This window comes from Streptomyces sp. 7R007 (genome assembly GCF_054850255.1).
Map to the genome: position 1 here is coordinate 40,188 of NZ_JBTWMV010000038.1, position 12,044 is coordinate 52,231.

Below are 12,044 nucleotides of genomic sequence, written 5' to 3' on the forward strand. Positions count from 1 at the left end.
CTGCCTCGTTCCCGGCCCGAATCGGGAACCGAGTAATGGGTGAGTAAGTTGCATAGGTGTGGGCTCGCGATCACGGGGGGCCACGGATGGTCCACGAACACGGGGGCCTGACGGAACAACAGCGACTTCGAGGTGCGCACCTTGGCTTTCCAGATGCCGGACCGCGGCGGAGGCCCGACGGGGCCACGGATCAGAGTGGGCCGCCCGTCCCGGCGCGCTCGGACCCTGCTCATGACACTGGGCGTGCTGGCCGTCCTCGGCATGGCCTTCACCATGTTCGCCGGCTTCTGGACGGACTGGCTGTGGTACCGGTCGGTGCACTACTCGTCCGTGTTCACCACCACCCTGTGGACCAAGATCGGCCTGTTCTTCGTCTTCGGTCTGCTGATGGCCCTCGCGGTCGGCGTCAACATCTGGCTGGCGCACCGGCTGCGGCCGCCGCTGAGCGCGATGTCCATGGAGCAGCAGAGCCTGGACCGCTACCGGATGGGCATCGCGCCGTACAAGAAGTGGCTGCTGCTCGGCATCACCTCGCTGGTCGGCCTGATCGCCGGCGCCTCCGCCTCCAGCCAGTGGCGGACCTGGCTGATGTGGGTCAACGGCGTGCCCTTCCACCAGAAGGACCCCCAGTTCCACCTGGACATCTCCTTCTACACCTTCGACCTGCCCTGGTACCGCTTCCTGCTCGGCTTCGGCTTCGCCGCCGCGATCCTGTCCGTGCTCGCCGCCGCGCTCACGCACTACCTGTACGGCGGTCTCAGGGTCACCTCCCCGGGCGCGCGCGCCACCGCCGCCGCGACCGGGCACCTGTCGGTGCTGCTCGGCATCTTCGTGGCACTCAAGGCGGTCGCCTACTGGCTCGACCGCTACGGCCTCGCGGTGAAGTCGAGCGACTTCAAGGCGACGGACAACTGGACGGGCCTGAGGTACGTCGACGCCAACGCCTACCTGCCGGCGAAGACGATCCTGTTCTGCATCGCCGTCATCTGCGCGCTGCTGTTCTTCGCCACCCTGTGGCGGCGCACTTGGCAGCTGCCGGTCATCGGCTTCGGCCTGATGGTGCTCTCCGCGATCCTCATCGGCGGGCTCTACCCGGCGATCGTGCAGAAGTTCCAGGTCCAGCCGAACGAGCAGGCCAAGGAAGCCCCGTACGTCCAGAAGAACCTCAAGGCGACCCGCGAGGCGTACGGCATCGACGACGCGAAGGTCACCGAGTACACGGGCACCAGCACCACCAAGGACAAGACCAAGCTGCGCGACGACGTCGACTCGGCGGCGAGCATCCGCATCCTGGACCCGAACATCGTCTCGCCGACGTTCCAGCAGCTCCAGCAGATCAGGAACTACTACGCGTTCCCGAACAACCTGGACGTCGACCGCTACAGCAAGGACGGCAAGGACCAGGACACGGTCATCGGTCTGCGTGAGCTGAACCTCAACGGCATTCCGAAGAACAACTGGATCAACGACCACTTCCGCTACACCCACGGCTACGGCGTGGTCGCCGCCAAGGGCACCGAGGCCGACGACGAGGGCCGCCCCGTCTTCACCGAGTCCGACCTGCCGTCCAAGGGCGACCTCGGCACGTACGAGCAGCGGATCTACTACGGCGAGAAGACGACGACGTACTCGATCGTCGGCGGCCCGCAGAAGGAGATCGACTACTCCGACGACGCCGGTGAGAAGACCACCAGCTACACCGGCAAGAGCGGCGTCAACCTCTCCAACCCGATCAACCGGGCGGCGTACGCGGTGGCGTTCAGCGAGCCGCAGATCCTCTACTCCGGGGCGATCGGCGAGGGTTCGCGCATCCTGTACAACCGCACCCCGAAGCAGCGCGTCGAGGCGGTCGCCCCCTGGCTGACCATCGACGGCGACGCCTACCCGGCGGTGGTGGACGGCCGTATCCAGTGGATCGTCGACGCGTACACCACGACGAACGGCTACCCGTACGCCTCCCGTACGACCCTCGGCGACACCACGGCCGACTCGCTGACCGCGACGAACAACTCGCGTGCGGTGGTGGCCCAGCAGAACCAGGTCAACTACATCCGCAACTCGGTGAAGGCGACCGTCGACGCGTACACCGGCGAGGTCAAGCTCTACCAGTGGGACACCGAGGACCCGGTGCTGAAGACCTGGATGAAGGCCTTCCCGGGCACGGTGCAGCCGAAGAAGGCCATCTCCTCCGACCTGATGGCCCATCTGCGCTACCCGCAGGACCTATTCAAGGTCCAGCGCGAGCTGCTCACCCGCTACCACGTCAAGGACGCGCAGACCTTCCTCAGCGGCTCCGAAGTGTGGCAGGTGCCGGACGACCCGACGAACAAGTCGGGTGACGCGGTGCCGCCGTACTACCTGAGCATGAAGATGCCCGACCAGCAGAGTCAGGCGTTCTCGCTGACGACGACGTTCACGCCCAACGGGCGGGACAACCTCAGCGGGTTCATGGCGGTCGACGCCGAGGCGGGCACACCGGACTACGGCAAGATCAGAATCCTGAAACTGCCGACGAACACGACGGTCAACGGACCCAAACAGGTCCAGAGCCAGTTCAACTCCGAGCAGAACATCGCCGAGACCATCAGCCTGCTCTCCCGCGGCGACTCCGAGGTGGAGTACGGCAACCTGCTGACGGTGCCCCTCGACGGAGGACTGCTCTACGTGGAGCCGGTCTACGTACGCGGTGGTGGACTCAAGTACCCGCTGCTGCGGAAGGTGTTGGTGACCTACGGAGGCAACACCGCCTTCGAGGACACCCTGGACGCGGCCCTCGACAAGGTCTTCGGCGCGGACGGTTCGAGCACCACACCACCTGACGAGAGCACCACGAATCCGCCGACGTCGGGCAACCCGACGGTCCAACAGGCGCTGGACGACGCCCAGAAGGCCTTCGACGCCGGCCAGGAGGCTCTGAAGAAGGGCGACTGGCAGGCGTACGGCGAGGCGCAGAAGGACCTCGAGGCCGCGCTCAAGCGGGCCGAGGAGGCGCAGGCCAAGGCCGGTAAGACCGGCGGCAGCGGCAGCGGCAAGACGAGCAGCAGCCCGAGCCCGAGCACCAGCGGCAGTCCGAGCAGCAGCCCGAGCGGCGGCTCCGGCGGCGGCTGATCAAGTTCCCCTCCCGCGCCGTGATACGGTTGCCGCACAACGGCGCGGGGTGGAGCAGCTCGGTAGCTCGCTGGGCTCATAACCCAGAGGTCGCAGGTTCAAATCCTGTCCCCGCTACTGCGATCGAAGGCCCGGATCCTCACAGGGATCCGGGCCTTCGTGGTGTGCGAACGCATGTGCCGACGTCATCGGGGCACGTGCCGCCATGGGGAGTTGGGGGATCTGTGTTTGACTTGTCTCTCTGTGGGCATGTCGACAAAACGCTGAAGTGACCTCACTGGCTGCGGTATACCAGGTGTACCCAGGTTGCAGGTGGTGCGACGATGGACGTTATGGGGGACAAGGCAACTCTGTTCGAGACAGGGCGATTTGTGCAGCCTTCCGATCGCGCCTCCGACCGTGTTTCCGATCAGGACTCCGACCAGGCCTCCGATCGCGACGTGGCGGCGGAGGTCGCTGACGACGCTGCCGAGGAAGTACGCCAGCGGCTCGCGGCCGAGGCCGGCGACGTCGAGGCGATGAGCGTCCTCGGGGCCATGCTGCTGCGCCGCGGCGATCTCGACGGAGCCGAGCCCCATCTGCGTGCCGCCACCGCCGCCGGGGACCGCGCCGCCGCCAACAACCTCGGGGTCCTGCTGCACCAGCGCGGGTACGCCGACGAGGCCGCCGGATGGTGGCGCATCGCCGCCGTCGCCGGCTCGGCCGCGGCCGCCCACGCCCTGGGCCGGCACCACCGCGAACGGGGGGACGAGCCCGCCGCCGAGTACTGGCTGCGCCAGTCCGCCGAGCAGGGCCACACCCTCGGCGCCTACGCGCTCGCCGACCTGCTGGAGCACCGCGGCGACCCCGGGGCCGAGGAGTGGATGCGGGCCGCGGCCGAGCGGGGGCACCGGGAGGCGGCGTACCGGCTGGCGCGCGCGCTCGACCGCAAGGCCGCGCGTGCGGGCGAGGACGGCTCTGACAACGGTGTCCCGCTGCTGGAGCAGGCCGAGCAGTTCTACCGCCAGGCCGCCGCGCGCGGGCACCGCCGGGCGGCGCTCCAGCTCGGCACGATCCTGGAGCGGCGCGGCGAGCTCAAGGAGGCCGGGCGCTGGTACCTGACGTCCGCCAAGGACGGCGAGGCGCGGGCCGCCTGCGCGCTCGGGTTCCTGCTGCGGGACGCCGGCGACACCGAGAGCGCCGCCGTGTGGTGGCTCAGGGCCGCCCAGGACGGCGACGGGAACGCGGCCAACGCGCTGGGCGCGCTGCACGCCGAGCGCGGCGAGACGCAGACCGCCGAGCGCTGGTACCGCGCGGCGATGGACGCCGGCGACGACAACGGCGCGTACAACCTCGGGCTGCTCTGCGCCGAGCAGGGGCGCACCGCGCAGGCCGAGCAGTGGTACCGGCGCGCGGCCTACGCCGGGCACCGGGAGGCGGCGAACGCGCTGGCCATCCTGCTGCTCCAGGGCGGCGACGCGACCGGGGCCGAGCCGTGGTTCTCCAAGGCGGCGGAGGCCGGCAGCGTGGACGCCGCGTTCAACCTCGGCATCCTGTACGCGGGGCGCGGCGAGACCGCGGTGGCGCTGCGCTGGTACGAGCGCGCCGCGGCCGCCGGGCACACGGAGGCGGCGCTCCAGGTCGGCATCGCCCGGCTGCGGGAGGGCGACGAGACGGCGGCGGAGCGGTATCTGCGGTGCGCGGCGGGGGGCGGCAGCGCGGAGGCGGCGTACCGGCTGGCGACGGTGCTCGACGCGCGGCGGCCGCCGGCGCCCGCGCACGAGCTCGGGGAGCCGCTGCACGACAAGAGCGAGTGCGAGGAGTGGTACGAGCGGGCCGCGTCCCAGGGGCACCGGCGCGCGCAGGTCCGGGTCGGCATGATGGCCGCGGCCCGCGGCGACGTCGTCGAGGCCGCGCGCTGGTACCGCGCGGCGGCCGAGGCGGGCTCCCGCAACGGCGCCTTCAACCTGGGCCTGCTGCTGGCCCGGGAGGGCAGCGAGCCGGAGGCGGCGGTGTGGTGGACGCGGGCCGCCGACGCCGGGCACGGGCGGGCGGCGTTGCGGCTGGCCCTCGTCTACGCGCGTCGTGGCGAACTGGCGGAGGGCCAGCGCTGGGCCGACCGCGCGGTGACCCTGGGCCCGGACGAGGTGGCGCAGCGGGCGGCCCGGCTGCGGGACGCGCTGCGCGAGGAACTGTCGGCGTGAGGACCGGTACGGGGCCGTCGACCAGCGGGCCGTCGAGCACCGATTTGCCTCCGTCCGCGCCCTTGACGTAATGTTGCGTTCACCGACGCGGGGTGGAGCAGCTCGGTAGCTCGCTGGGCTCATAACCCAGAGGTCGCAGGTTCAAATCCTGTCCCCGCTACTGAAGGCCGAGGGCCGGAACCCAGGACATGGGTCCCGGCCCTCGGTGCGTTCACGGCGCAGGCGCTCACGGCACATGGCCGACGGCCTCCTCGTAGAAGGCGCGGCTCACCGTCCTCGACTCGGGCAGCGGCGCTCCCGACTCGGCGCCCTGGGCGCGGTAGGCCGCCTGCAGGCGGCTCGTCGTGCCGCTGCGGATCTCCCAGTCCACGCGCAGGGACGGCGTGGACGACAGGACGCTCCGGTCGGTCTTCAGCAGCTTCGCGAGATACGTCACGAAGGCCGCGTCCCGCTTGTAGTCGCCGGCGAAGTACGTGTTCACCGTGCGGATGTATGCCCGCAGCAGCGCCACGCCCGCGTCCACGTCGTCGTGCAGCAGCGCGGGCCCGTACAGCATGCCGCCCAGCGGCTCGCCCACCGGCTGGCCGCCCAGGAAGGCGTATCCCGGCCTGCCGTCGACCTCGCGCCACACCGGGTCCAGCAGCCAGGCCGAGTCGACGCCGCCGTTGCGCAGGGCCGTGAGGACGTCCGCCGAGCCCAGCTGCCGGTACCGGATGCGGTCGAGGCCGCCGCCGTGACCCGCCAGGGCCTTCTGCATCGGGTAGGCGATCACGGACCCCTTGCCGATCATCGTGCCCAGCGTGCGGTCCGCCATCCCGACCCGCGTCGCGCTCTCGCCCTTCTTCAGGCGCACCCACAGGCCGCTCTTCGACGCGGGGTCGGGCGAGAAGTTCCCGGCGACCCACCTGATGTCGAAGCCGCCCTTGAGGCCGTTCATCACCGCCGCCTCCGGAGCCGCCCAGAGGGCGTCGAGGTCCCCCTTGGCCAGCAGGGGCAGCGCGTCCGGCGTCGGCAGCACCTTCAGGGTGACGTCGAGGCCCTCCCGCTCGAACTCGCCCTTGTCGACCGCCACCCGCAGCGGGGCCACGTACTCGGCGCTCAGCGTGCCGGTGGCGATGGTCAGCCTGCGGCGCTCGGCGAGCGGCTGCGGCGCGGGCGCCCGGGGCATGCAACGGGCCGGGACACGGGTCGCGGAGAGGTCGGCCGGGTCGGTCCAGGACGACGTGCCGCAGCCGTCGACGGGACGGATGGTGCGCTCGCCGGGGCCCGTCGCCGTCCCCGTGCCGTCGGAGTACGGCGACGACGAGCAGGCCGCCGTCGCCAGCAGCGCGGCCACGACCACCGCGGCGAGGCGAAGACGCCTTTTCACGACTGGCCCCTCCCTCGGTCCCTCGGCGCCCACGGCGTGAGCAACCGGCCCGCCACCCGCACCAGTTCGGAGAACAGCACGCCCAGCAGCGCCACGCAGACGATGCCCACGAACATCACGTCGTTCTGGAACAGCGCCCGCGAGTCGAAGATCAGATGGCCCAGGCCGTTCGCCGCGGCGATCTGTTCCGACGCGACGATCACCAGGACGGCCACCCCGGCCGCGATCCGCGCGCCCACCAGGACCGCCGGCAGCGACGCCGGGAGCAGGACGTGGCGGAACATCTGCCAGGGGGAGGCGCCGAAGACGCGGCCCGCGTCGCGGTGGCCGGCCGGGACCGCGACCACGGCCGCCATGGTGGAGATCCAGACGAAGAAGAACACCGTCGTCGCCACCAGCGCCACCTGCGGGCCCTCGCCCAGGCCGAACATGTTCAGGAAGACGGGGAGCAGGGCCAGCTTCGGTACGACGTACAGCGCGTCCAGCGTCGGCTCCAGCGCGGCCCGGACCAGCGGCAGCGACCCCATCAGCAGGCCCAGGGCGTAGCCGGCCGCCGTGCCGATCGCGTAGCCCGCCAGGACGCGCTGGAGTGTCGCCCGGACGTCCGGCCACAGGTCGCCGGCCGCGGCCCGGTCCCAGCCGTCGGACAGGATCGTGGACGGGGCCGGGTAGACGCGGTCGTCGATCCAGCCCCGCGCCGCGGCCAGTTGCCACAGCAGGACCAGGGCCAGCGGGACGGCGGCGGCGAGGAACAGTTCGAGGGCGCGCCGGCGACGGTGGGTGCGGGCGGGGTGGAGTTCCTCGGGGCCCGGACGGCGGACCAGGACCGGGCCCGGGCGCGGAGCGAGCGTCGTCATGCCGGGACCGCCTCCTTGCGCAGCAGGTCCCACAGTTCGCTTCTGAGGGCGGTGAACTCGCCGGTGGCGCGCACGTCGCCGGTGCGCGGGCGGGGGAACGGCGGGCGGTGCTCGGCGATGATCCGGCCGGGGCGGGCCGACATGACCAGGACGCGGTCGCCGAGGACGATGGCCTCCTCCAGGCTGTGGGTGATGAACAGGGTGGTCGTGCGCAGCGCCTGGGTGATCTCCAGCAGCTCGTCCTGGAGGATCGTGCGCAGTTGGGCGTCCAGGGCGGCGAACGGCTCGTCCATCAGCAGCAGTTCGGGCTCCACGGCCAGGGCGCGGGCGATCGCGACGCGCTGGCGCATGCCGCCGGAGAGCGCGGCGGGATAGGCGTCGGCGAAGTCGGCGAGGCCCATGCGGGCCAGCCACGCGTCGGCGCGCGCGTTCGCCTCGCGGCGCGGGACGCGCTGGATGTCGAGGCCGAAGCGGACGTTGGCGCGGACCGTCTTCCAGTCGTAGATGCCGTAGTCCTGGAAGATCATGGCGGCCGGGCGGGGGTCGGCGGTGCGGATCTCCAGGGTGCCGGAGCTGGGGCGGAGCAGGCCTGCGGCGATGCGCAGCAGCGTGGACTTGCCGCAGCCGGACGGGCCCACGAGACAGACGAACTCGCCCGGGGCGACGGCGAGGTCGAGCGGGCCCAGGGCGTCGACGGGACGCGGCGCGCGGAAGGTGCGGGTCAGATGTCGGGCGTGCAGTTTCGGATACGGCTCTCCCACTTCGGTCTCCTCGCGGAGTGCGGTACGGACTGGTGGGTGCCGTTGACCATATGACGGTCCGTCAGATTCGGGAAGGTCGCACGCGGCATGAAGGTCGCGCGCAGCACGAAGCCCCGGCGCCTATGGGGTGCCGGGGCTGTCGCGGAAGTCCTAGGCGGCCGCGCAGTTGGGGCAGAGGCCGCGGTAGGTGACCTCGACGTCCGAGACCGTGAAGCCGAAGCGCTCCGAGTCGGGGAGGTCGGCCAGCGGGTTGCCGCTCGGGTGGACGTCCCGGATGGCGCCGCACCGGGCGCAGACCAGGTGGTGGTGCGGCCGGTGCGCGTTCGGGTCGTAGCGCTTGGCGCGCTTGTCGGTGCTGACCTCCAGCACCTCGCCGAGGGAGACCAGCTCGCCCAGCGTGTTGTAGACCGTCGCCCGCGAGATCTCGGGCAGCTTGGCGACCGCTCGGGCGTGGACCTCGTCGGCGGTCAGGTGCACGTGCTCGCCGTCGAGAACCTCGGCCACGACGCGCCGCTGCGCGGTCATCCGCCATCCGCGGCCGCGCAGCCTCTCCAGAAGGTCACTCATGCGATCCAGCTTAACAGCAAGGGGACCAGATCCTGAACAGGTGTGACTTTGGAGCCTTGCTTGACTTGGACTAAGTCCAATGTAGGATCGAGACTGGCTTTAGCCGAGTGACAGGAGCAGTGGGACGTTATGCAGGAGGCGCACGTGACGCAGGGACCGCTCACTACGGAGGCCGGTGCACCGGTGGCCGACAACCAGAACAGCGAGACCGCGGGCGCCGGCGGCCCGGTCCTCGTGCAGGACCAGCTCCTGCTGGAGAAGCTGGCCCACTTCAACCGGGAGCGCATCCCGGAGCGCGTGGTGCACGCGCGCGGCGCCGGCGCCTATGGCACCTTCACGGTGACCGCCGACGTGACGCCGTACACCCGCGCCGCCTTCCTCTCCGAGGTCGGCAAGCAGACCGAGGTCTTCCTGCGCTTCTCCACCGTGGCCGGCAACCTCGGCGCCGCGGACGCCGTGCGCGACCCGCGCGGTTTCGCGGTCAAGTTCTACACCGAGGAGGGCAACTACGACCTCGTCGGCAACAACACCCCGGTGTTCTTCATCCGGGACGCCATCAAGTTCCCGGACTTCATCCACACCCAGAAGCGCGACCCGTACACCGGCTCGACCGAGGCCGACAACGTGTGGGACTTCTGGTCGCTGTCGCCGGAGTCCACCCACCAGGTGACCTGGCTGTTCGGCGACCGAGGCATCCCGGCGTCGTACCGGCACATGGACGGCTTCGGCTCGCACACCTACCAGTGGAACAACGGGGCCGGCGAGGTCTTCTGGGTCAAGTACCACTTCAAGACCGACCAGGGCATCAGGAACCTCACGCAGGAGGAGGCCAACCGGCTCGCGGGTGAGGACCCCGACTCCCACCAGCGGGACCTGCGCGAGGCGATCGAGCGCGGGGAGTTCCCGAGCTGGACCGTGGGCGTGCAGATCATGCCGGCCGCGGACGCGGCGACGTACCGCTTCAACCCCTTCGACCTGACCAAGGTGTGGCCGCACGCGGACTACCCGGTCGTCGAGATCGGCAAGCTGGAGCTGAACCGCAATCCGCGGAACATCTTCGCCGAGGTGGAGCAGAGCATCTTCTCGCCCGCGCACTTCGTGCCCGGCATCGGCCCCTCGCCCGACAAGATGCTCCAGGGCCGGCTGTTCGCCTACGGCGACGCGCACCGCTACCGCGTCGGCATCAACGCCGACCACCTGCCGGTCAACCGCCCGCACGCCACCGAGGCGCGCACCAACTCCCGTGACGGCTTCCTCTACGACGGCCGGCACGGCGGCGCGAAGAACTACGAGCCGAACAGCTTCGGCGGCCCGTACCAGACGGACCGCCCGCTGTGGTCGGCCACCGCCGTGAGCGGCGCCACGGGCAGCCACCCGACGCCCGTGCACGCCGAGGACGACGACTTCGTGCAGGCGGGCAACCTCTACCGGCTGATGTCCGCGGACGAGCAGGAGCGGCTGATCGCCAACCTGGCGGGCTTCATCGCCAAGGTCTCCCGTGACGACATCGTCGAGCGCGCGATCGGCAACTTCCGCCAGGCGGACGGCGACTTCGGCAAGCGGCTGGAGGTCGCCGTGCGGGAGCTGCGCGGCTGACGCTCCGGCGGCCGGCCGTTCGCCGTGGCCGTGGGCCGGGCTCCGTCACGGGGCCCGGCCCGCCGGTGTGCTCAGGCCGGCACGTGCTGCCGGGCCGGCGCCCAGCAGCGGATGATGTCGCGGACGGAGACGATGCCGACGGTCTCCCCGTCGTCGAGGACGATGAGGTGGCGGAAGCCGCCGTGGGCCATCGCGCGGGCCGCCTCCTCCAGGGTCCAGGACGGCGCGGCGAAGACGACGTCGGTGGTGGTGTGGGCGTGGGCGCGCTCCGTGTCCGGGCTCTGGCCCAGGCCCACGGAGTTGAGGATGTCGCGTTCGGTCAGTATGCCGATGCCGGTGCCGTCGGGGTCGTGGACGACGGCCGCGCCGACGCGGCGGGCGGACATCAGGGCGGCTGCCTGGCGGAGGGTGTGCGTGGGGCCGATGGTGAGGACCACCGTGCTCATGGCGTCGCGGACGAGCATGGACTGGAGCCACCTCCTGGCGGATTCCGTCGCTGCCGGGCTCCCGGTGCCCGATAGTTCACGGATTCACAAATTCACAAGTGGGGGGCTCTCAGAGTGACAGGTAAAGCGGGGGTCAACAAGGGGGCGCGTGCGGCCCATTGAGGGCGTGCGCGCTCAGCGGTGCCGGGCGGCGGCGCTCAGTAGCGCTGGTTGAGATACCCCAGCAGCTCGTCGTGCAGCAGGCCGTTGGACGCGGCCGCGTTGCCGCTGTGCGGGCCCGGGCGGCCGTCGAGGCCGGTGAAGGCGCCGCCCGCCTCCGTCACGACGATCGAGGTCGCGGCCATGTCCCACAGCGACAGCTCGGGCTCGGCGCAGATGTCGACCGAGCCCTCGGCGACCATCATGTACGGCCAGAAGTCGCCGTACGCGCGCGTGCGCCACACCTCGCGGGTGAGGTCCAGGAAGCCGTTCAGCCGGCCCTGCTCCTCCCAGCCGGTCAGCGAGGAGTACGCGAAGGAGGCGTCCGCCAGCTTCGAGACCCCCGAGACGTGCAGCCGGGAGGCCGAGGACAGGCTGCGCCCGCTGTACGCGCCGTGGCCCTTCGCCGCCCACCAGCGGCGGCCCAGCGCGGGCGCGGAGACGACGCCGACGACCGGCTGGAAGCCGCCCTCGCCCGCCTCCATCAGGGAGATCAGCGTGGCCCACACGGGCACGCCGCGGACGTAGTTCTTGGTGCCGTCGATCGGGTCGATCACCCAGCGCCGGGGACCCGTGCCCTCGACGCCGTACTCCTCCCCGAGGATCGCGTCGCGCGGGCGCGCCCGCTGCAACTGACCGCGGACGAGCTCCTCCGCGGCCTTGTCCGCCTCGCTCACCGGGGTCATGTCCGGCTTGGTCTCGACCTTGAGGTCGAGGGCCTTGAAACGGTCCATGGTGGCCGCGTCGGCGGCGTCCGCGAGGACGTGGGCGAAACGCAGGTCGTCGAGGTAGTCCGGCATGGAACGAACGCTATCCGGCGAGTTGGCCGGGGGGCCACACGGGCCCGATTACGGTCTGGCGGCACATGGTGACCGAAGGGCGCCCCCGCATGCTTTCACGAACCCTTGACAGTGCCCCTGTGCGCGTCAAATCTGGGCGCAGAGTCGCTCCGCCCCAGG

At 71.1% G+C, this 12,044-nt stretch carries 9 protein-coding genes and 2 tRNA genes; 5 read left to right on the top strand and 6 right to left on the bottom strand.

The window, feature by feature from the left end; genetic code table 11:
* Window positions 1-153 precede the first annotated feature (153 nt).
* The 4 genes from ACYF6T_RS33820 (at window position 154) to ACYF6T_RS33835 (ending at window position 5,451) form a co-directional block, all read left to right on the top strand.
* Complete coding sequence (locus tag ACYF6T_RS33820; RefSeq protein WP_461701350.1) at window positions 154-3,108, top strand: UPF0182 family membrane protein; 2,955 nt, start codon at window positions 154-156, stop codon at window positions 3,106-3,108.
* A 43-nt stretch (window positions 3,109-3,151) separates the two neighbouring features.
* Window positions 3,152-3,225, top strand: a tRNA-Met gene (locus tag ACYF6T_RS33825).
* A gap of 206 nt (window positions 3,226-3,431) precedes the next feature.
* Window positions 3,432-5,291, top strand: coding sequence for a tetratricopeptide repeat protein (locus tag ACYF6T_RS33830; protein WP_461701311.1), 1,860 nt, complete (start codon window positions 3,432-3,434; stop codon window positions 5,289-5,291).
* Between the two features lie 86 nt (window positions 5,292-5,377).
* Window positions 5,378-5,451 (top strand) — tRNA-Met (locus tag ACYF6T_RS33835).
* 66 nt (window positions 5,452-5,517) lie between these two features.
* Here ACYF6T_RS33835 and ACYF6T_RS33840 read toward each other — a convergent pair.
* From ACYF6T_RS33840 to ACYF6T_RS33855, 4 genes are all read right to left on the bottom strand, one after another.
* Window positions 5,518-6,660 (bottom strand): ABC transporter substrate-binding protein, encoded by a 1,143-nt coding sequence (locus tag ACYF6T_RS33840; RefSeq protein ID WP_461701313.1) that lies wholly within the window; start codon window positions 6,658-6,660, stop codon window positions 5,518-5,520.
* On the bottom strand, window positions 6,657-7,517 hold the full coding sequence (locus ACYF6T_RS33845) for an ABC transporter permease (protein WP_461701314.1): 861 nt from the start codon (window positions 7,515-7,517) through the stop codon (window positions 6,657-6,659). Before ACYF6T_RS33845 ends, ACYF6T_RS33840 begins: the two co-directional genes overlap by 4 nt.
* Entirely contained in the window at window positions 7,514-8,278 is a 765-nt protein-coding gene (locus ACYF6T_RS33850; protein WP_461701316.1) for an ABC transporter ATP-binding protein, read from the bottom strand. Before ACYF6T_RS33850 ends, ACYF6T_RS33845 begins: the two co-directional genes overlap by 4 nt.
* A gap of 150 nt (window positions 8,279-8,428) precedes the next feature.
* Window positions 8,429-8,845, bottom strand: a complete 417-nt coding sequence (locus tag ACYF6T_RS33855; protein ID WP_461701318.1) for a Fur family transcriptional regulator — start codon at window positions 8,843-8,845, stop codon at window positions 8,429-8,431.
* 144 nt (window positions 8,846-8,989) lie between these two features.
* On the opposite strand from ACYF6T_RS33855, the gene ACYF6T_RS33860 reads away from it, so the two are divergent.
* Window positions 8,990-10,441 (top strand): catalase, encoded by a 1,452-nt coding sequence (locus ACYF6T_RS33860; RefSeq protein WP_461701320.1) that lies wholly within the window; start codon window positions 8,990-8,992, stop codon window positions 10,439-10,441.
* A 71-nt stretch (window positions 10,442-10,512) separates the two neighbouring features.
* Here ACYF6T_RS33860 and ACYF6T_RS33865 read toward each other — a convergent pair whose 3' ends face one another.
* Both ACYF6T_RS33865 and hisN read right to left on the bottom strand, forming a co-directional pair.
* A complete protein-coding gene (locus ACYF6T_RS33865) occupies window positions 10,513-10,905 on the bottom strand; it encodes a CBS domain-containing protein (RefSeq protein WP_461701321.1) in 393 nt (130 codons plus the stop codon).
* A 179-nt stretch (window positions 10,906-11,084) separates the two neighbouring features.
* Window positions 11,085-11,885, bottom strand: a complete 801-nt coding sequence (gene hisN, locus ACYF6T_RS33870) for a histidinol-phosphatase (RefSeq protein ID WP_461701322.1) — start codon at window positions 11,883-11,885, stop codon at window positions 11,085-11,087.
* Window positions 11,886-12,044: the final 159 nt, after the last annotated feature.